Source organism: Aquimarina rubra (assembly GCF_042684305.1).
GTDB classification, from domain to species: Bacteria; Bacteroidota; Bacteroidia; order Flavobacteriales; family Flavobacteriaceae; genus Aquimarina; species Aquimarina rubra.
In genome coordinates this window covers 1,954,780-1,975,287 of the sequence record NZ_JBHULE010000019.1, presented here as the reverse complement: position 1 = coordinate 1,975,287, position 20,508 = coordinate 1,954,780, and the positions used below count along the sequence as shown (strand labels likewise).

The 20,508-nt window shown below is 32.6% G+C and carries 23 protein-coding genes; 11 read left to right on the top strand and 12 right to left on the bottom strand.

Going from position 1 to position 20,508, the window contains the following annotated elements:
- Nucleotides 1-119: 119 nt before the first annotated feature.
- On the bottom strand, nucleotides 120-2,900 hold the full coding sequence (locus tag ACFSR1_RS17260) for a helix-turn-helix and ligand-binding sensor domain-containing protein (protein ID WP_378294265.1): 2,781 nt from the start codon (nucleotides 2,898-2,900) through the stop codon (nucleotides 120-122).
- 301 nt (nucleotides 2,901-3,201) lie between these two features.
- Between ACFSR1_RS17260 and ACFSR1_RS17255 the strand changes: the two genes are divergently transcribed.
- Nucleotides 3,202-3,930, top strand: a complete 729-nt coding sequence (locus ACFSR1_RS17255) for a sulfite exporter TauE/SafE family protein (RefSeq protein ID WP_378294264.1) — start codon at nucleotides 3,202-3,204, stop codon at nucleotides 3,928-3,930.
- Here ACFSR1_RS17255 and ACFSR1_RS17250 read toward each other — a convergent pair.
- Genes ACFSR1_RS17250 through ACFSR1_RS17240 form a run of 3 tightly spaced genes read right to left on the bottom strand, consistent with a single transcriptional unit; the run spans nucleotide 3,925 to nucleotide 5,182 of the window.
- Nucleotides 3,925-4,680, bottom strand: a complete 756-nt coding sequence (locus ACFSR1_RS17250; protein ID WP_378294263.1) for a BRO-N domain-containing protein — start codon at nucleotides 4,678-4,680, stop codon at nucleotides 3,925-3,927. The two genes, ACFSR1_RS17255 and ACFSR1_RS17250, sit on opposite strands and share 6 nt — an antisense overlap.
- A 23-nt stretch (nucleotides 4,681-4,703) precedes the next feature.
- The gene (locus ACFSR1_RS17245; RefSeq protein WP_378294262.1) at nucleotides 4,704-4,889 is read right to left on the bottom strand and encodes a hypothetical protein; all 186 of its coding nucleotides are present in this window, start codon (nucleotides 4,887-4,889) and stop codon (nucleotides 4,704-4,706) included.
- A gap of 20 nt (nucleotides 4,890-4,909) precedes the next feature.
- On the bottom strand, nucleotides 4,910-5,182 hold the full coding sequence (locus ACFSR1_RS17240; RefSeq protein WP_378294261.1) for a heavy-metal-associated domain-containing protein: 273 nt from the start codon (nucleotides 5,180-5,182) through the stop codon (nucleotides 4,910-4,912).
- Nucleotides 5,183-5,437: 255 nt separating this feature from the next.
- Between ACFSR1_RS17240 and ACFSR1_RS17235 the strand changes: the two genes are divergently transcribed.
- The 4 genes from ACFSR1_RS17235 to ACFSR1_RS17220 are packed head-to-tail and all read left to right on the top strand — an operon-like array spanning nucleotide 5,438 to nucleotide 8,482.
- Nucleotides 5,438-6,220 carry an MlaE family ABC transporter permease gene (locus tag ACFSR1_RS17235; RefSeq protein WP_378294260.1) on the top strand — a complete coding sequence of 261 codons (783 nt, stop codon included), beginning with the start codon at nucleotides 5,438-5,440 and terminating at the stop codon, nucleotides 6,218-6,220.
- 4 nt (nucleotides 6,221-6,224) lie between these two features.
- Nucleotides 6,225-6,977, top strand: coding sequence for an ABC transporter ATP-binding protein (locus ACFSR1_RS17230; RefSeq protein WP_378294259.1), 753 nt, complete (start codon nucleotides 6,225-6,227; stop codon nucleotides 6,975-6,977).
- 22 nt (nucleotides 6,978-6,999) lie between these two features.
- A complete protein-coding gene (locus ACFSR1_RS17225; protein ID WP_378294258.1) occupies nucleotides 7,000-7,977 on the top strand; it encodes an MlaD family protein in 978 nt (325 codons plus the stop codon).
- A gap of 16 nt (nucleotides 7,978-7,993) precedes the next feature.
- Nucleotides 7,994-8,482 carry a hypothetical protein gene (locus tag ACFSR1_RS17220; RefSeq protein ID WP_378294257.1) on the top strand — a complete coding sequence of 163 codons (489 nt, stop codon included), beginning with the start codon at nucleotides 7,994-7,996 and terminating at the stop codon, nucleotides 8,480-8,482.
- Nucleotides 8,483-8,523: 41 nt separating this feature from the next.
- On the opposite strand, the gene ACFSR1_RS17215 is transcribed toward ACFSR1_RS17220, so the two are convergent.
- The 3 genes from ACFSR1_RS17215 to ACFSR1_RS17205 form a co-directional block, all read right to left on the bottom strand.
- Complete coding sequence (locus ACFSR1_RS17215; protein ID WP_378294256.1) at nucleotides 8,524-8,889, bottom strand: arsenate reductase family protein; 366 nt, start codon at nucleotides 8,887-8,889, stop codon at nucleotides 8,524-8,526.
- Between the two features lie 8 nt (nucleotides 8,890-8,897).
- Complete coding sequence (locus tag ACFSR1_RS17210) at nucleotides 8,898-9,110, bottom strand: hypothetical protein (protein ID WP_378294255.1); 213 nt, start codon at nucleotides 9,108-9,110, stop codon at nucleotides 8,898-8,900.
- Between the two features lie 100 nt (nucleotides 9,111-9,210).
- Nucleotides 9,211-10,035 (bottom strand): DUF6544 family protein, encoded by an 825-nt coding sequence (locus ACFSR1_RS17205; protein ID WP_378294254.1) that lies wholly within the window; start codon nucleotides 10,033-10,035, stop codon nucleotides 9,211-9,213.
- A 223-nt stretch (nucleotides 10,036-10,258) separates the two neighbouring features.
- Between ACFSR1_RS17205 and ACFSR1_RS17200 the strand changes: the two genes are divergently transcribed.
- The gene (locus ACFSR1_RS17200; RefSeq protein ID WP_378294253.1) at nucleotides 10,259-11,095 is read left to right on the top strand and encodes a universal stress protein; all 837 of its coding nucleotides are present in this window, start codon (nucleotides 10,259-10,261) and stop codon (nucleotides 11,093-11,095) included.
- Between the two features lie 23 nt (nucleotides 11,096-11,118).
- Here the strand turns inward: ACFSR1_RS17200 and ACFSR1_RS17195 are convergent, their stop codons facing one another.
- Genes ACFSR1_RS17195 through ACFSR1_RS17185 form a run of 3 tightly spaced genes read right to left on the bottom strand, consistent with a single transcriptional unit; the run spans nucleotide 11,119 to nucleotide 14,171 of the window.
- The gene (locus tag ACFSR1_RS17195) at nucleotides 11,119-11,817 is read right to left on the bottom strand and encodes an ABC transporter ATP-binding protein (protein WP_378294252.1); all 699 of its coding nucleotides are present in this window, start codon (nucleotides 11,815-11,817) and stop codon (nucleotides 11,119-11,121) included.
- Nucleotides 11,818-11,826: 9 nt separating this feature from the next.
- Nucleotides 11,827-13,089, bottom strand: coding sequence for an ABC transporter permease (locus ACFSR1_RS17190; RefSeq protein ID WP_378294251.1), 1,263 nt, complete (start codon nucleotides 13,087-13,089; stop codon nucleotides 11,827-11,829).
- Nucleotides 13,089-14,171, bottom strand: a complete 1,083-nt coding sequence (locus ACFSR1_RS17185; RefSeq protein WP_378294250.1) for an efflux RND transporter periplasmic adaptor subunit — start codon at nucleotides 14,169-14,171, stop codon at nucleotides 13,089-13,091. Before ACFSR1_RS17185 ends, ACFSR1_RS17190 begins: the two co-directional genes overlap by 1 nt.
- 115 nt (nucleotides 14,172-14,286) lie before the next feature.
- On the opposite strand from ACFSR1_RS17185, the gene ACFSR1_RS17180 reads away from it, so the two are divergent.
- From ACFSR1_RS17180 to ACFSR1_RS17160, 5 genes are all read left to right on the top strand, one after another.
- Nucleotides 14,287-14,673: a hypothetical protein gene (locus tag ACFSR1_RS17180; RefSeq protein ID WP_378294249.1), complete on the top strand. Its 387-nt coding sequence runs from the start codon at nucleotides 14,287-14,289 to the stop codon at nucleotides 14,671-14,673.
- Nucleotides 14,674-14,691: 18 nt separating this feature from the next.
- Nucleotides 14,692-17,076 carry a phosphoenolpyruvate synthase gene (gene ppsA, locus ACFSR1_RS17175; protein ID WP_378294248.1) on the top strand — a complete coding sequence of 795 codons (2,385 nt, stop codon included), beginning with the start codon at nucleotides 14,692-14,694 and terminating at the stop codon, nucleotides 17,074-17,076.
- A 19-nt stretch (nucleotides 17,077-17,095) separates the two neighbouring features.
- Nucleotides 17,096-17,701, top strand: coding sequence for a flavodoxin family protein (locus ACFSR1_RS17170; RefSeq protein WP_378294247.1), 606 nt, complete (start codon nucleotides 17,096-17,098; stop codon nucleotides 17,699-17,701).
- Nucleotides 17,702-17,713: 12 nt separating this feature from the next.
- On the top strand, nucleotides 17,714-18,016 hold the full coding sequence (gene hpf, locus ACFSR1_RS17165) for a ribosome hibernation-promoting factor, HPF/YfiA family (RefSeq protein WP_378294246.1): 303 nt from the start codon (nucleotides 17,714-17,716) through the stop codon (nucleotides 18,014-18,016).
- A 606-nt stretch (nucleotides 18,017-18,622) separates the two neighbouring features.
- Nucleotides 18,623-19,015, top strand: a complete 393-nt coding sequence (locus ACFSR1_RS17160) for a DUF302 domain-containing protein (RefSeq protein ID WP_378294245.1) — start codon at nucleotides 18,623-18,625, stop codon at nucleotides 19,013-19,015.
- Nucleotides 19,016-19,027: 12 nt separating this feature from the next.
- Here the strand turns inward: ACFSR1_RS17160 and ACFSR1_RS17155 are convergent, their stop codons facing one another.
- Together ACFSR1_RS17155 and ACFSR1_RS17150 are read right to left on the bottom strand one after the other, a co-directional pair.
- Entirely contained in the window at nucleotides 19,028-19,510 is a 483-nt protein-coding gene (locus tag ACFSR1_RS17155; protein ID WP_378294244.1) for a hypothetical protein, read from the bottom strand.
- A 114-nt stretch (nucleotides 19,511-19,624) separates the two neighbouring features.
- Nucleotides 19,625-20,506: a sterol desaturase family protein gene (locus tag ACFSR1_RS17150; protein ID WP_378294243.1), complete on the bottom strand. Its 882-nt coding sequence runs from the start codon at nucleotides 20,504-20,506 to the stop codon at nucleotides 19,625-19,627.
- Nucleotides 20,507-20,508: the final 2 nt, after the last annotated feature.

The following is a 20,508-nucleotide window of genomic DNA, read 5'->3' as shown; positions in this document are numbered from 1 at the left end:
TACACTTGATAGTATCGAAAAAAGACCTTAAAACTTTGCATAGCAAAAAATCATACACTGGGAGTGTACTTATTTTTCTTGATCAAAACCTTCTTCTGTGGATAAATAATTGAAAAACGCTAAAAGCTTACTAAAAAATGAGTCAAATTATCATCAGAACCGAGATTTAATTTCTTTCTAAGCTTATGTCGGTTTACATCGACACTTTGTGGACTTATTCCCAGCAAAGGCGCTATTTCCTTAGACGACAAATTCATTTTAAGGTATGCACACAATCTTAAATCCTTAGAGGTTAAGCTTGGATATTGTTTCGATAATCTTTCATAAAATTCCTGATGTGACTTATCAAAGTTAATTTTAAACAATTTGCTCTCTTTGTCTGTGATATAATATTCTACCAGTCTCTTTAGATCTGTGTAATTACTATCTTTTGATCGCGTATTGGGAGACTCCTGAATTTTTACAATTCTATCCCTAATCTTTTTTAGAATCTTGTTTTTGTTAAGATTTACGTAAGCGATTTGAGTAAGCTCCCTGCTTTTTGCCTTTATCTCATCCTCTAATTTAGAGTTTTTAAGTTCAATAATCTTACGCTCTTGTTCTAATTTTTGAGCTTTATATTCTTCTTCCTGTTTTTTTAATTTTTCTTCTTTTTGTTTAATCAATTTAATTTTTTGCTTTTTCATCTTGTAGCGATTTATAACATTCGCCATAAAAACCATGCCGCCGATCAATAACAAATACAACCCATAAGCCCACTTAGTTCTATATATTGGAGGTTTTATGGTAAAGAAAAAAGTAGACTCTTTTATGACATCATCATACTTTGCTTTGACATAAAAAGTATAATCTCCTTCTTTCAGGTTATAAAATGTATGCTCTTTTGAAGTTGTCCAATCATTCCATTCTTCATCATTTACTCTTGACTGATACGTTACTTTTTTAGCATATACAGGCAATGCATACTTTATTTTAAGATTGTTATCTCGATAAGGTATTTCTGATTTTTCTAAATAGGACACGTTGCTATTAACAGATACAAAATCACGTATCAAAACTTTATCTATTGTATTCTTTACCGATGTAAAATTATCTCTTATGTATATTGAAAAACCATTGTATATTGGAATAAGTTCATGCCTGTCGTCTAACGTAAATGCGTTTAAAACATCAGGAACTAATTGTTCTTGTAATTCTTGAAGATGATTAATCGCACCTTTATTTTCTATAACGATACTTTTATTATCTAAATACCAAACCTCTTCACCCTTCTTAATTATACGTGGTGAATATCCTTTTTTGTTTCCTAACTCCTTTTTAGAGAAAGAGTTATTTTCTGGTTCGTAGGTAAAAGAATAAAAACCGGATGTAATCACTATCTCCTTTTCCACCTTCGATAATGATAAAACTGCTCCTTCAAAATCACTTAATGGAAAAAAAGCTTCTTGTACAAGTGTTTTTCCGTTGTAATCTAAACGAAACTTAAAAACCCCTTCAGACCGTAATGCAAGCCAGATATAGTTATCTTCATCTACCTCCAGATATCTTACCGATTTATTGAAACCCTTAAGTTGATATTCTCTCCAATCACTATCAACCTTTTCATATAATGATACTCCGTTATAATGCGGAGAGAGTATGAATTTTTCATTATTATAACTAAACTCTCTAAAATCCCAGGCGCCTTTGCTGGAACCCATTTTTTTTAGTGTTTTTTCATGCAATGTATATGCTCCGGTATCATGCCCGACTAACACCTCATTATTTATGGAAGCTATATTCCATACCTGTCCGTTCAATAATTGTTCGAAATCCTCTGTTTCTGCATTAGATTCCTCGTTCAAAAAATATAGTCCCTGATTGGTTCCAATATAATAATAGTTCTTATCCTTTACAGCAGCATATGTTGTTCCCAGTTTACCATAATAGTCATAAAAATATTTCAACGACGAGTTTAATTTCAAATAATCAACCCCATAATCCAATGCTAACCAAAGGTTATGTTCATTATCCTGAAATATAGATAAAACTGTATTGTTCTGTAAGCCTTTTAGTTTATTAATATTCTCAATTTTTCCTTTATCAAGATCGAGAATATATAACCCATTAGATACCGTCCCCAAAGCTATTTTACCATCTTTAAGTTTTAGAAAGGAAAAAATTTGTGCTTTTCTAACTTCTTCTGCTAAAGGAAAACTTAATGGAATAGCTTCTCCATTATCGAGTTTAAACAGACCTTTCGTGTCACTAATAAGAATTAAATCTTCGCCTGCATTAGTAACACCTATAATGTTTGCGTTTAACTCATCATTATCATAAATGGGCAATAGACTTGTTCCTGATAATTTAAAAACACCATGCTTATAATCATTCACATATAAATCCCCATTTATCTTATAACTCCATCTAAAACAACAAGGCGCAGGTATTTTGGTGATAATATTATCTTGATTTATATATAAGTTACTAAAGGTTTGAAATATGACCTCATTATTAATTTCATGTACCCTCCAGCACTCCTCTACACTATCAGAAATACCTTTATCTCCACCATTCAAAAATGAAATTCCATAGGTATCATACTCCTGATTAATTAACAATCCAAAATGTCCATCTGCACCAAAATATACTGAATCCTTATTCTTAACAAATAAACTTCTATTAACCATTGCATTGTTTGTAGCAACAGAATTCCATTCACTACCATCAAAGATTAAAACCTTGTTTTCGTTTGCTATATATATAATCCCATTTTCATCTTGTTCAATATCCCAAGACTGTGCACCAAACCCCATTAATTTGGTATCGTAATGAGTAATTTCGGGTAAAATCTTATTTTCAATTGATTGTGAAAAAGAAAAGAATTGAAACAGGAAAAATAAAAAGAAAATACGATTCATTCAATGCTATCTTTAAGCTAACCTAGTCTCTCAAATATACCAAAAAAACTTAACAACCTTTAATGAATCATTCCTCAAGTATATTCAATAAATTTTCTTAATTTTTTTGACACTAAATAAAACTAAAAAACACCTATATGAATAATGATATTCTATCTTATAAAAATTAGGGGAATTTAGTTCATAAAATACACATCCACTTGTGCCACCATTATTTTCACAAAGAAAGTCCAAATGATATTTGTCACAATTTTTCATTGTAATAAGGCTTACTTTTAAATATGTATATAACCAGAAACGCATGCTTGAAAGATACCTACCCATATTTATAATCCTCGCCATTGTTTCTGAAATTTTGGGAACCGTGGGAGGTTTTGGATCTTCAGTGTTTTTTGTCCCAGTAGCCAACTTTTTCTTAGATTTCCAAACTGTATTGGGTCTCACAGCATTATTCCATCTATCGAGTAACATCACTAAAATTGCATTATTCAAAAAGGGATTGGATAAAAAACTAGTACTTTCATTGGGTATTCCTGCAGTTTTATTTGTCTCTGTAGGAGCTTATCTAAGTAAATATTTTGATCCGAAAATGTTAACCTGGTTTCTTGGGCTCTTTTTAATTGGCTTGAGTCTCCTATTCCTAATTTTCACACAACTCAAAGTAAAATCCACTACAAAAAATGCCGTTCTTGGGGGTGCTTTATCCGGTTTAAGTGCTGGACTTCTGGGCACAGGTGGAGCGATAAGAGGCATTACGATGGCGGCGTTTAAAATGAATAAAGACAAATTTATCGCCACTTCTGCAGTGATCGATTTAGGTGTGGATTTTAGTAGAACTATTGTATACTATTTTAATGGCTATATGAAACGTGAGGTTTTATACTTAGTTCCTATTTTGATAGTGGTCAGTATTTTAGGGACTTGGATTGGAAAGAAAATCTTAAATAAAATATCCCAGGAACAATTCAGGAGATTTGTATTATTCCTTATTCTCGGAATAGGAATAGCAAGTATCATTGCTAATTTATGATTTTAAAAGTTTTGGAAGATATTCTAAAGCTTTCTTATCTCGCTTTGCGAAATATGCACTTGCGTATTCCGGTAGCCAATAGTTATCTATAAAGTTTATAAAGACAGGTAATAAATGATTACTATATTGTTTCACCTCTACTTCTTGACCATTAGGGAGTCTATGCTGATACATTTTATATTCGCGGTTGTATTGGGGAAACTTTTCTTCGAGGTATTTATCAAAATGAATAGCTACACTGATATCCGGTCTCATCTCTTTACCATCTAAAGCATAATTAGGTAAGATATATCCTTCCTGTTCGAAACGTCCATATAGTCGTATAAAAAGTTCACTCAGCACAGAAAAATAACCAGGTTCTATACGATCCCAATTATCATTAAACCTAAGTACAAAGTTGGGAATTTCTAAACGTTTGGTATTATAATATCCTCTAACTCTAATCAAAGGTAGCACCTGATTAGTAACCCATTTCCTGAATTTTTTAGCATTCTTGGTATCACTTCTGAAAATCAAAGCGTATAAACCACTTTCTGAAATTAAATTCGTACTCCGCTTTTTGCCATCTCTATATATTTCTGTTGCAAAACGCTCTTCCGGATCCAGAGAGTTCCAAATTTCTATTGGATTAGTAAGCTCCAGAACAACAGCTACATCCTCCATGATAAACCAAATTTGATTATCAATTTCTATAGACGACAACTGCTGGAAATAATTCGTGTTTTCTTTTTTAGTGATTTGTGAAGCCATTGCTTGAGTTTTACTGCTACTTATTAAGAAGCCCCTACATATTTAAGAAGTTCATATACCAGAAATGCAGGCCACACTATTGCTTTTAGAATTCCTAATACACCTATCCAAAAACTAGTAGCGTGACTGATATAATAAATAAGTGCTCCAATAATTCCTAGCCCATAAACGGTATTTGATGAAGCTCTTTTTTGTACTTTTTCTTTCATTTTGCAGTGTTTTTATGACATTAACTCTTTTGCATCCTTCCAATAGCGCAGCTAACATAAGATCTTGCTTTTCTGCCCAGATTATTTTCATCATCAACTAAAGGATATCCAAGTCTGGTAAGTTCTTTTTGAACAGTTTCTATACCATCATCGGTATCATAACTAAAAGAAACTGTACAATCATTAGTGTTAACCGATATATCCCTAACTCCTTTTAGAGCGTGTAATCTTTTTGCTATTGTACTTTCACAGCCACTACATTTTAAATTCTGAATTTCTACCGTAGTTTTCATTTATTTTTTTTCGTTTATAATTATCATATCTGACTTTCTAACAAACAGTTATAATTCGTCATAGAACATTTCGTTTATTATCAACTTAGTTATTATAACTCATTTTACAATCAGGTTTTAACAACTTAAAAATAGGAATACACATACCTTTTAACTATGATAATTATCAGTCTTTAAGGCACATAAATCTGATGAATATCATTTTAATTAGATAATGGCAAATCTATCTTTATAGATATATTTAGTAATAGATCTATGACACAATCACTTAGAATAGTGGAAAGAACAAAAGCTTTTTTTACAGAAATTGGCGACTTGTCATATTTTTCACTTCGCTTTTTTAAAGAAGTATTCACCAGACCTTATGAGTTTCAGGAGCTGTTGCGTCAATGCTATCATATTGGTAATCGATCTTTATTATTAGTTGGTGTTACCGGTTTTATACTTGGATTAGTTTTTACGTTGCAATCCAGACCTACACTAATGGAATTTGGTGCTGAGTCATGGATGCCTTCTATGGTTGGTATCTCTATTGTAAGAGAAATTGGTCCTGTAATTACTGCATTAATTTGTGCTGGGCGAATTGGTTCTGGTATAGGTGCAGAATTGGGGTCTATGAAGGTTACTGAACAAATTGATGCTATGGAAGTATCAGGTACAAACCCTTTTAAATATCTCGTTGTAACACGCATAACAGCTACGACATTAATGCTTCCGCTACTCATTATTTTTGGAGATGCTATTGCACTATTTGGATCAGCTATCATAGAAAATATAAAAGGTGCTGTATCCTATCAATTATATTTTAATCAGGTTTTTGATGCTATAAAATTTAGTGATATCATTCCCGCAACCATAAAATCATTCTTTTTTGGTTTTGCTATAGGACTTGTGGGATGTTATAAAGGATATCATTGCAAAAAAGGAACTGCTGGAGTTGGTGAAGCATCTAATTCTGCAGTTGTTTATACCTCTATGCTGTTATTTGTTATTGACTTTATCGCAGTATTTGTATCTGACATATTTTTCGAAATCTGATAGAATGAAAAACGCTACAGAAATATCGCCCGTTTTAGAACTCAAAGAATTACGTAAAAGTTTTGGCGATAATCATGTGTTAAATGGGTTTAGTTTACAGTTATTTGAAGGAGAAAATCTGGTAGTTATGGGCAAATCTGGTTCCGGGAAATCAGTAATGATTAAATGTCTGGTAGGTTTGATGCAAGCTGATAGCGGAAGTATAAAGATTAAAGGTCAGGATATTACTGTTTTGGGGCAAACTGAATTAGATGTATTACGGACAGAAATAGGCTTTTTATTTCAAGGCAGTGCTTTATATGATTCTATGACTGTTCGAGAAAATCTTGAGTTTCCACTGCGAAGACATAAAGAAAAACTAAAGATGAAAGAGACTACCGAAGCTTTGGTTATGGAGGCTTTAGAAAATGTTGGTCTGGCTCATGCTATTGATTTAATGCCTGCAGAACTTTCTGGCGGTATGCAAAGACGAATAGCCTTAGCAAGGGCACTGATATTAAAGCCTAAAATTATTTTATATGATGAACCTACTACAGGATTAGACCCCATAACTGCAAAAGAAATTATACAATTAATGCGCAGTATTCAGAAAAAATACGGAACATCATCTTTGATCATTACTCATGATGTAGATTGCGCCCGTGTGATTTCCAATAGAATCATTTTGTTAGTAGATGGAATAAATTATGCGCAAGGAACCTATCAGGAATTATCACAATCTGATGACCCACACGTAAAAGCTTTTTTTAAACATTAGAGAACAAAGAAAATCAGTTATTATGCAAAAATCAGCTTCACAAAAACTAAAATTAGGTGTTTTTACAGTTCTGGGAACCTTATTACTAGTAACAGCACTTTATTTTGTTGGAAACCAGCAACATCTTTTTAGCAGAAACATTAAAATCAAATCTCAATTTGCCAATGTCAATGGTTTGGAGTTGGGAAATAATGTTCGTTACTCGGGTATAAATGTAGGCACTGTGAGCAAGATTGAGATGATAGGTGATTCCCAAATTATGGTCGAAATGATGATACAAGAAAGTATCAGAAAGCATATTAAAAAAGATGCTATAGCCACTATAGGTTCTGACGGATTGGTTGGAAACATGATTGTAAATATTATTCCCAGAGAAAGCAAATTACCATCCGTAACTTCTGGAGATACGATACAGTCTTATAGTAGAATTGGTTCTGATGATATGCTTACTACATTAAACGTTACTAATGAAAATGCAGCTCTTTTGACCGCTGATTTACTTAAAATAACTACAGAAATTATTGAAGGTAAAGGAACATTGGGTTTATTGATCAATGATTCAACCATGGCGCAAGACCTGAAGCAAACGATTTTTCAACTAAAAAAAACTAGCACTGGAGCATCGAAAGCTATTAATGAACTAAATGATATTATTTCGTCTATTAACAAAAATGAAAGCGTTGCCGGTGTCCTGCTTACTGATAGTGTATCTGGTCAAAAAATGAAGACGATCATCGATAATTTAGAACAATCCAGTGTAGATATAACCGAAGTTACTAAAAATCTTGATTCGGTTTTAAAAGGAGTTGTTTCCGGAAAAGGCGCGTTGCATTATTTAACAGAAGATCAATCCTTAGTCAGAAACATAGACTCTACTATGATTAATATTAAACAAGGAACAGATCGATTTAATCAAAATATGGAAGCGCTAAAACACAATTTCTTCTTCAGAGGATACTTCAGGAAACTTGAGAAAGAGGAAAAGAAAAAAAAGAATTAATTGTAAAACCGATGATATGAAAATTGAACATCTCGAAGAACGGGTAAACGATTATAGAACCTCTATTAAAACCGTTGTGGACAAAAGATTACTTTGGAAAACAAAAACCAAAGCATTACTTCTTAAAACCTTAAAAACCCTTGTGAAGTTGTATGATATTGGCTGGAAAGTACAAGAATTAAGTTGGATCCATAATAATGAAGCGGTCAATATTACTTTTGATTCTTTCCCAGAAGAGTTGATAGATTGCACTAACCAAATTCCTGCATTTCAGTTTTTGCCTGGCGGAGCATTGATCTTCTCACAAGCGTACAATGGCGACATTTATATTTTTATGTTATTCCCGGAAATTGATAACATGAACCAGGAAAACAATATGATAGAATTAGGTATATATCCTCCAGAAACCATCACCGAAAAACTTATAGTCGAAAAAGTAGATAAATTTCTTAAAGAAATGATTCAATGGGAAGTCCCAACCTTAAAAAATAAAGTTGGATATTGATGCTTTATCCTCTGTCAAACTCTCACTATAGTTAAGAACTATTATATTTTAATGATATCCGTTGGAGTTTCTACCAGAATCGTGATATCACCTCTTATGGCGATAGGTTGTTTCAAAATTCCAGGGTTATGTCTGATCATTTTTATCCAGTCATCAGAAGAAAAATCGTGATGCTCAAAATGTTTTTTGTAAGAAGGATGATCTTGATTTATTAAATCTTTAATTTCAAGATCTAATCTACCGGCAATTTCGGCGATTTGGGTTCCGGTTAAGGGAGTTTTTAAGATATCAACCTCACGGATAGGTAAACCTTCTGCCTTGGCATATGCTAATGTTTGCTTTGCTCTTACCGATTTAGAGCTGTAAAACAAAGTTATTTGTCGATTGGATGTTGCTATTTCTCCCATAATGTTTATTAATTTTTATTATGAGTAATCACGTGATTTTTTAATAATTGATTTAAGCTTTCTAAATAATCAGACAACATGTTTTCATCTATTTCCTTAGTAACATCAGTAGAAAGTGTCAACGGTTCTTCTTCCAAAAACTTATACAGTTCAGGATACCTCGTCTCTATCAACGTTGTTAATTCATTAATCTGAATGATTAGATATTCTGGAGTGCTCATCACAATGAATATTTATAATTTCTATAAATACTAATGTAGTGTAAAGAAACTTCAATAAATATGATATTTATCACACTAAAAACATGCAACAATCAGATTATCAATTAATAGCATTTGCAATTTTATAATCTACAACAGTTGATTTAAAATATTCAAACTTTCGATCTTTGAGATTCCAAATCGCAGTCATGGATTTTGGAATTAATAATCCATCATAATTTTTATACACTCCGACTTCACCAATAAAATCTTCTAACGTAAGATTTCTATACCTTTTCGTTTCAAAACGATCTATCAATCCATTTTGATTAAAAAAGAAAAACCCTTCGAGAGTAAGATCTCCTTTTACTATAGTAGCTTTTACAATTGTAGCATCCATTGTTTCCCAAGAAATATCAGGGTCCAGAAACCCGATAGGAAACCAAATTAACTCACCCAAATACCTTCCTAAAGAACTTTGATCAACTTTGAAACCGGAAAGTTGAGCTACATTTTTCAGGCCCAAAAAACTAACTTTTACCTCGCCTTTTGCGTTCATACTCTTATCTCTAATGAGCATCGGTAAACTTTTTGCTTTCCATATAAATCCAGGATTATTAGAAGACATATACTGAGTTGCTGTAAATTGCAACCAACTTTTATCAGGATTATCTCTAATTCTTCCCTTTTGGTTGAATACAACACTACAGTGTTTTAGTTTCCCCACTACTCCAACTTTAATCAAATAGTTTTTTACCAAATAAGGAAGCCTATCCAAATCTTCTAATAAAATCTTATCGTTAGATTTTATGTTAGCATCAAAAAGAACTTCTTTTTCTTTTTCCACATTACTGTTAAATGACGAAATCCCAACTGTACCCACTACTGTTAGTAAGATTATAATTCCAATTACTATCGATAAAACCATTGTTATCAATTTTTTCATTATTCTCTCTTTACATTAAAATTAAGTTCAACCATCCTTAATTCAAATGAGAAAAATCATATATGCTCCAACGCACCGATTATTGACCTGACAGGTTTTGGAAACCTGTCAGGTCTGATAATTGACATAATACATATCAATTAGTTATTAGAACCATTTACTGATTTATGTCATTTTTATTTTGAGTCTAATGTTATAGTTTCATTATAAAATCAAAGAAGTCATGAAAACTATTCTATATGCCACAGATTACACGGATCATTCTTTATCAGCTTTGCAGTATGCATATGATCTTAGTACCAGAATAAAAGCACAATTGACAATACTACATGTATTCGATATCCCTTCATTTCCAGGCACTACGATCATAAGCCCATTAAGTAAGACTGTAAAAAGAGCGTATGCAGAACAAAATTCTATCATAAAAACCTATTGCGCTAAGCATCTGGGAAATGATTTTGAAAATAATAATGTAAAAACCTCAGTGATCAAACATATGTCCGTTGTGGATGGGATTTTAGAAAAAGGAAAAAGTTTATCCGCGGATATGCTTATTATCGGAATAAAAGATGAAAACAGTAAAAGAGGCATATTAGAAGGAGATATTGCAAAAACATTAATTACAAAAGCTCCATGCCCACTCCTTGTTATTCCTGATAATAGTAGTGCAAAGCAAATAAAACATCTTGTATACGCAACTGATTTTGAAGAAAGAGACATCTTTGCTATTGAGAAATTAGCACATCTCGCCTCCCCCTTTAATGCAGAAATCCACATTGTTCATATTTCCACAAAAGACACAGAGGAAGAGGAAAACAAAATGGCTTGGTTTAAAGAAATGGTAGAACAAAATGTAGATTATCCTAATCTGGATTTTGACAATTTGGTATCGGATACTATTTACGAAAAACTAAACACCTATTTAAAGGATAAGAAAGCTGATCTCGTATCACTATTAGAACGTGAAGATAAAGGCTTTTTAAAAAAATTATTTCATAGAGACTTGGTAAAAAAGGTAGAATCGCATACATCAATTCCTTTGTTGAGTTTTAATTCTTAGAGAATTACCTCTATAATTAGATGTTACTTTTTTAGCATTTGTATATCCGATTGTAGAATTCGGCCATCGCCCATTTCTATGATTCGATCGGTTTTGTTCGCAAAATCAAGATCGTGCGTCACCACTAACAATGAAAGTCCTTGCTCGTCGCTCAATTGTTTGAAAATATTAAAAACATTATCAGAATTATAGCTATCCAGATTCCCCGTAGGTTCATCACCCATAATAATCGATGGATTGTTTATTAAAGCTCTGGCAATAGCTACTCGTTGTTTTTCTCCTCCTGATACTCTGGAAGCTCTTTTTTTTGCTAAATGATCTATCTCTAAAACTCGTAGTTTTTCTATAGCATCGTGTTCGATTTCCTGTAGTGTTTTTTCTCCTAATTTTTTTGCAGGTAGCATTACATTTTCTAATACTGAGAATTCGGATAACAGATAATGAAACTGAAATACAAAACCAATATGCTTGTTTCTGATATAGGAAAGATGCTCTCTTTCTTGTCCGGTAACAAGTTCATTGTTAAGGTACAATTCACCTTCATAATCCGTATCCATTGTAGATAATATATAAAGCAAGGTAGATTTACCACATCCGGATTTTCCCATGATCGAAGCAAACTCTCCCTCACGCACCTTGAAACTAATATCTTTAAGCACATGAAAGAGCACCGGCTTTTTAAAATACTTATTGATGTTTTTTGCTTCGAGAACTGTTTCCATGATACTTATTTATTGGCCTCTTATAATTTTAACAGGATCTATTTTTTTTGCTTTTCTGGAAGGTAAATACCCAGCTAAAAACGTCGAGATCATAGCAAACGTAATCCCAATTACATAGAACCATGGATTATGATTAATAGGATATGTCTCTACTGTTGGCAATGCTTCCGTTTGGAAAGGAACTTGATCAATTGCATTCGATAATATGAATCCAATTAACAAACCTAAAATTCCGCCAACTAAACCAATAATCATAGCTTGACTCATAAAGATTAGCTGCACATCCTTACCAGAAAATCCAGTCGCTTTTAGGATCGCAATATCATTCATCTTCTCATAAATAAGCATATTAAGAATGTTATAAATCCCAAATCCAGCCACAATCAACAACGTAATTGACACAGCATAGGTAATTAAATTTCTGATAGTTGTTCCTGTCTCAAACTGTGCATTAGCAGTATTGATATCGATTGCTTTGAGTTTAAACTGCTGTTCGATTTTCTTTGCTAAAGGAATCGCTTTATTGATATCATATAATTTCACATTAATATCCGTGATATAATTCTCAGCTTCTCCCAGAATTCGTTGTACTGTTTTTATATTCGTAAAACTCTGAATATTGTCAATATCTGCAATACCACTTTGGAATATCCCAACAATTTTAAGCGGAAAAACATCTCCTTTTATCGGACTTATCTGTACTCTATCACCTACGTCAAGTGACATTTTATCTGCAATTCCCGAACCTAATAAAATGCCATTTTCATTATTTTTTAAATCTTGTGGTTCTCCTTTTACGATATAATCCTTAAAATTAAAAAGTTCTACCTCTTTCATGATATCGATTCCGGTAATATTGCCTCCGATTTCAATAGATCCTGCTATATAAAAAGCTTGTGTTTTAATTTGAGGAATCGCACCTCGCACTTCGGGATCCTTATTCAAATAATTGATTATCGGAAGCACATTATGGATACGCTTCTGACTTTGTTTCGGTTTAATAGAATGTACAACATTAAGTGTATTCTGAAATTCATCATACAAATCGACAGGCTGTTTTTCTGAAGGTTCTATTTCGTTATAAATATGAATGTGTGGTGTTTGATTAAGAATCAGATCATCTAACATTCCGTTAAGTCCTGTCATAAAACAAACCAGCGTAATATATGCACCGATACCAAATGTAACTCCAAGTGCCGCAGTAGCTGTTTGTTTGATTTTGGTAATCAAATGTGTTTTGGCAATATTTAATATGACTTTCCAGTTGACCATTAATTCGATTTATAAATCTGGGTTTCTGCAGTAATTCCGGATATAATTTCCACCCTATCCATGCTTTGCAATCCGATTTCAATCTCAACAATCCCGTTTTCAGTTTTCACTTTCGAATCATCAATTACATATTGTTTTGGAATCGTGAGCACTTGTTTTTTACTCGCTATTATGATATTCCCTTCACCGGATAAACCTGGATATAAAACCTCAGGGCTGTTGTCGAAAAGAGCTTCCACCATAAAGGTTTGGTTTCTTTCATCTTTTTTGGGGTATATTTTACTGACTTTCGCTGTAAAAACCTGTCCATTATATGCATCAAGTGTTATAATGACTTTCTGGCCTTTCTTTAATTGTACAATATCCACCTCATCCACCAACATTTCGATTACAAAAACTGCTGCACTACCTACAGAAGCAATTGGTTCTTGCGTATTGACAATTTCTCCGGAGTTCTTATATAATGCATATACTTTTCCATTAATCTTGCTATTTACCGTGAAGTCTTTAGTAGTCGTCAATGAGGTTTCATAATTATTTTCTGCTTGTTTCAGTTGTGTTTTTAGTTCATCTTTGGTTCTATCGTATTTATTCCTTAAAAGATCTAAAGATTTTGTAGAAAGTTCATACGCTAGTTTTCTGGTATCATATTCTACTTTAGAACCAATCTGTTGATCCCATAGATTTTTCTGGCGACAATAATTTATTGAATCATTGGTCATTTTAAGCTCTGCAGATTTAATTTCATCTTTGATTCCATTAAGAATTGCGGCATTTCCGTTATAGTTTTTTTGAGCAAGTTCTAAGGATAGTTTCGCATTTTCTGTATTTAATTTTGGATTGCTATTGATAATCTGTAATAGTGGAGTTCCTTTTGCAACAATATCTCCTTCCTCTACCAGATTTTTATCCAAAATACCATTTACGGCAGCATATACCTGATACAAACTATCGGGCTGAATAGTCACCGAAGAATATACAGATTCTGTAATATCAGTAATTGATGGTTGAATCTTTTGATCCTTATCCTCGCAGGAAATTAGAATATAACAAAACAAGAATGCTATTACGGATCTATGCATGATTAATTTTTATTCAAATTTCATTGAAAACACAATGTTTTGGAATGATATTTATCATATTTAAAAACAAAGAGAGCCACTATTTTTGAGATAGATTTAAAAGATCATAACAATTATGGAAGCATCTATTTTTTTAGCAAAATTCTGGGGTTGGTATCTTATTATATTCTTCTTTATACTAAGTTTTAATCCTACTCGTATAAAACAGATTTTTGAAGATCTAAAAGATCAAAAGTTTTTGATCACTACATCTTTTGTAGCCATCATTATTGGATTGTTAAATATACTTTTTCATAATATATGGGAGCCTAGTTGGAAATTCATAATTACAGCTATAGGTTGGATTTCGCTAAGTATAGGATTAGCATTGTTTATCTTTCCTGTAGCTACCACAAAGTGGCTAGAATTTATCAATATAAAACTCGTGCAAGTACTATATGTTTTATTGTTCCTAACAGGGATATTCCTGCTAAATGCATCCTATGAATTAGTACCCTATTGATAGTATAAAAACATAAATATGTTCACCAAAAAATTCAGAGAAATTCGTATTCAAGACATACCTTCTGTAGGAGGTAAAAATGCGTCATTAGGTGAAATGTATAATCAATTATCATCTAAAGGAGTTCGTATTCCGGATGGATTTGCTACTACAGCAGATGCTTTCTGGTTTTTTCTAAAAGATAATTGCATACAAGTACCATTACAAAACCTTTTAAAAGGTCTGGATCGAAAGAATTATTCTAACCTTCATGAAATTGGTTCGATAGCTCGTGAACTTATTTTGGGAGGGAATTTTTCTGAAAGTTTTTCAAAAGCTATTCTTGAAGAATACTCTTGCTTAAATAATAAAGAAGATAATATTGAAGTTGCTGTAAGAAGTAGTGCTACTGCAGAGGATTTACCAGATGCTAGTTTTGCCGGGCAACACGATACTTTTTTAAATATAACAGGAGAAAAAGCCTTATTAAAAAGTATCAAAAAATGTTTTGCATCCCTATATACTAATAGAGCCATTAAATATCGTGAAGATAAAGGGTTTCTGCATCATGAGATTGCGTTATCAGTTGGGGTACAGAAAATGGTTAGATCCGACAAAGGATGTTCTGGAGTAGGATTCACCATAGAACCTGAGTCAGGTTTTAAAAACATAATCCATCTATCGGGAGTATGGGGATTAGGTGAAAACTTAGTACAAGGCACTATCAATCCAGATGAATTTTACGTTTTCAAACCAACTTTATTACAAGGTAAAAATGCTATTGTGCAAAAAAAGTTAGGAGATAAAGAAAAAACAATGATCTATGCAGCATCTGAAGAGCATTCATCAACGATAAATATAGATACGGAAGCATCTAAACGAAACCAATTTATACTTTCTGATTCTGAAGTGACTACGTTGGCTAAATGGGCTTTAGAAATTGAACAGCATTATCAAAAACCCATGGATATCGAATGGGCAAAAGACGGTATTACTAATCAATTATTCATTACACAAGCACGTCCTGAAACTGTTCATCATGCTAAAAAATTAACCACTCATGTTGAATATAAATTACAAGAAAAAGGAGAGATATTAACGGTCGGTAACGCAGTAGGTACTAAAATAGCTATTGGTACAGCAAGAATACTTAATTCTCCGAGGGATTCTCATAGACTTCAGGAAGGAGATATCATAATTACCGATGTAACCAGTCCAGATTGGGATCCTCTATTAAAAAAAGCTGGTGGAATTGTTACCAATCGTGGAGGACGAACAAGTCACGCTGCTATTGTAGCAAGAGAGCTTGGAGTTCCAGCTGTTGTAGGAAGTAATAGTGCTACACAAGGAATCAAAAATGGTGAAACCATTACAGTATCCTGTGCAGAGGGTAAAACCGGATATGTTTACAGAGGAGCACTTTCTTTTTCCGAAGAAAAAGTTGATTTTGATAAAATTAAACTTCCAAATACTGAAGCTAAATTGATTCTTTCAGATCCCGAAAAAGCTTTCCAATTTTCTTTTTACCCAAATGATGGAGTCGGTCTATTGCGAATGGAATTCATCATCACACACTGGATAAAAATTCATCCAATGGCTTTGGTCAAATTTGATCAAATAAAAAATGTTTTGATCAAAGACAAAATAAAAAGTATAACCAAAAACTACCCTAGTAAAGAAGATTATTTTGTAGATCAACTTTCTCAGGGAATCGCCACAATTGCAGCAGCTTTCTACCCTAAAGAAGTAATTGTCCGAATGAGTGATTTTAAAACCAATGAATATGCTCATTTACTTGGAGGAGCTCAATTCGAGCCCAGAGAAGAGAATCCTATGTTAGGTTTTAGAGGTGCCTCAAGATATTATAGTGATTTATACAAGGATGGTTTTCGACTAGAGTGTGAAGCAATAAAAAGAGTACGATCGACCATGGGATTAACTAATATTAAAGTAATGATTCCATTTTGCAGAACGGTTAATGAAGGTAAAAAAGTGATCGATATTATGTCTGATTTCGGATTAAAACGAGGAGAGAATAATCTGGAAATTTATGTCATGACAGAGATCCCAAGTAATGTGATTTTAGCAAATGAATTTGCCAAAATATTTGACGGCTTTTCTATTGGATCTAATGATCTAACACAACTAACTCTGGGAATAGATAGAGACTCAGATCTTATGTCAGGTATTTTTGATGAAAATGATCCTGCTACAAAAAAATTGATCGCTATGGCAATCGAAAAAGCTAATTACTCGGGAAAAAAGATTGGATTATGCGGCCAAGCGCCTAGTGATTTCCCTGAATATGCATCTTTTTTAGTAAAAGCAGGAATTGATAGTATTTCATTTAACCCTGATGCATTGTTAAAAGGAATAGAAAATATGAACAAAGCGGAGTCTTATACCACTGCGATTGCAAACTAAAAGATGCTATTTACTAATAATGAAAAAAAGAAGAATAAGAATAATGAATACCTTACTATTCGTCGTAGTAATAACTGTAGCAATTTGGATAGTTCTTACCATTGTAGTAAGACAGCAAGGGCCTGAAAGAATTGCAATCATAGGTTCGTCGACAAATGATTATAAAGCACTAATTATATATAATCCAGATCCAATATACAATCTTGACGAAAAGATTAGCAGATCCTTTGCAGCAGGGCTATCGGAAAATGGATGGTTGTCAAAAATATCCACTGTGGCCGCTGCCAAAAAGTTAGAGAAAGAAGAACAATTTGATCTATATGTATTTTGTGCAAATACGTATAACTGGACTCCTGATAAAGCAATACGAGATCATATTAATAACGATGAATATATAAAAGGAAAAAACGTGGTCGCCATTACTTTAGGAAGTGGTGCTACAAAAAGGTCGCAGCGTATACTTGAAGATTTAATAAAAGAAAAAGAAGCAAAGTTAATCGAATCCAGAGAGTTTTGGTTAATGAAATCCAATGACGAATCAAAAACGAAAAGTTCAAATATTAAGATTGCTTTAGAAATGGCAAATACTTTTGGAAAAGAAATTGCTGAAAAAATTAAAAATTAAAATTACTTACTTATGAAAACAAACGTTCAATTTGTACAAATGCCAACAAGTGAATATATGGAGGGTTATGTGCAGGAAAAATTAGAGAAATTATATAAAAAATATGATTGGATCATCAAATCTGATGTGTTTTTTAAGAAAGAAAACGACCCAAAAGGAAACGGAAAAATCTGTGATATAGAATTAAGTCTGCCTGGTCCTAAAATATATGCAACTTCTAACGAGAAAAATTATGAACTTGCAGTGAAAGAAACCATTAGTGATCTGGAGAGACAACTCAAAAAAAGAAAACAAGAAATGAAACCTTATATTTAAATAAAAATCAAAAAACTGATATTTGTCATATTTTATGAGTGTTAAACAAGCTACTTTCGTATGGTAGTTAAATAACAGTTCTTTAGTATAATGATTAGTTAAAAAAACAGATTTTTAGTTGTAGTAATATAATTGAGAATCTTAGGAGGTATTAGAAATATCATTAAACAGCTATTAATTCTAGAATGGCTTTAGTCATAAAGTAGTATTGTAGAATACGTACGGTTTATCATATTCTTAATATCTTTTATGAAACAGGGATGCTTTGGCATCTCTGTTTCTATCTTTCATAGCGAAGAAATAGGTTACTATTGTTGCAAGACGGTAGCAACCGAAACGGAGAAATTGACTATATTTTTTCAGGAAAATAACCTGATTTCGATATTTAGCAATAAATGGAACATTGAAGGTAATCGTATCGAAAAATAAAATTAATTTCTTTGTAGGAGACAGGTAAGTTTACGCTTACCTGTTTCTGTTTTTATCAAAAATATCTAGAAGCTTAATTACCTCGTTTACAAGTATCATCCGTGATATTTATCATTTCATTTTACTTCAAAAACAATTACATTGATCCAGCTTATCAAATCATTAAATTATTTGGAAATGAAATATTATCTCAAAAAATCTCTTAAAAATACGACTTTTGAAAAAGGTGTAGCCAAAGTAATTCATGAGCTTAAAAATGAAGGTTTTGGAATATTAACCAAAATAGATATGAAAGCCACCCTGAAGGAAAAGCTAAATGTAGATTTTTATAATTATATGATTTTGGGTGCTTGTAATCCTCCTTTTGCTTATGAGGCACTACAAGCAGAGGATAAAATCGGCACTATGCTTCCTTGTAATGTGATTGTGCAGGAAAAAGAAAAGGGAACCATAGAAATCTCAGCGGTAGATCCTGCAGCTTCTATGTCATCCGTAGAAAACAAAAAACTGACAAGTATTGCTAAGGAAATAAAAGAAAAGCTAAAAAAGGTGATCCAGAATTTAGAATAAAAACACTTCCTACTAATATACTTTTATTGTATCACGGCTTCTAGTACTTCTACTCCTTGTTGTATTATCTGTTCTTGTCCCTCTATTTGTAGTAGTTCCTCTATTTCTTGTAGTCGTACTTCTACTTCTTGTGGTCCTACTTCTGTTGTATCTACTCCTATTATCTCTATGATAACTTCGGATGTTATCGCCATAATAATCCCGTATTCTTACATAACGTGATCTTCTTAAGTTAATATTATTATATCGAGAAGGGAGTACACTAACCGTTATCCATACACCATTATCCAGATAAATATAATTTCTTAGTGATAAATCATAATAAATCATATAATCAGGAAAATATACATAGCGCACCGTTTCTACCCTGTTGGGATAAAACCAAGGTGGTGGCGGAGTATCAGGTCTTGATGAGATAATAACCGGTCCACAACTTTCTAATGCAAATAAACCTGCTGCTATAAGCAATACGATATAAAACCTACTTTTTTTCATCACTTCTGTATTTGTTTTCTCTTCAAGTTAATTCAGAAAAACACAAAAACAAATGACATTCGTCACTGATGCATCAGTAAAAAAGAAGATTATAAAAGTTAGTATATTTCTAAATTATTTTTGTTGTTTAGACTTTCCAAAACCATAAATAAGTTGTCCAAAAAAGCCTTTAGGTATTTTTTCATCCCCAGGAAAACCAATTTCAATGGTACCGCTATCTTCAGGTATATAATTAGTTTTGAAAATATAATCCCAGAGACTCAAACTAATCCCAAAATTCACACCATAAGAACCTTTGGGCAAGACATAAGAATGATGATATAAATGCATCACTGGATTGTTTAAAACATACTTCAATGGACCCCAGGTAATTTTAATATTTGCGTGGTTAAAATGACCAATAGCTATTGCCATAAAATGAACTATATAAGCCTGTTCCGGCTCAAAACCACCCAAAATCATTACCCCAATTGTCTTTAGAGGTTTATAGAATATATTTTCCATCCAATGATAACGAAGATGTGCTGCAAAACCCATTTCTTTCACTGAATGATGGATTTTATGAAATCTCCAGAGGAACGGATATTTATGCAGCAGCACATGTGTAAACCACTGTACGAAGTCTAATATAATAAAAAAGACAATTAGTTGACCCCACTTTGGCAAGGCTGATATATCGATAACGGTTAAACTTTTTGCAGAAATCCCTATATCACCAAAAAACGCTCCTAATAGCTCATAAAAACCACCTATAACAATAGCGAAAACAAAAAAATTAAAAAACATATAAAATCCATCTAACCAAAAGTCTTTTCTGAAAATCGATTGCTCTTTTCTCCACGGAAATACCATTTCTAATCCCCAAACGAACAACGAAATTGCTATCAAACCCCAAAAATAATTTGTATACCAGGGCACATCAAATAGTATCGAGTTCCAGGTCCATTCAATATTATTCCAAAAAGCGTCAATAAACGCATTCATATACTTTTCCATAA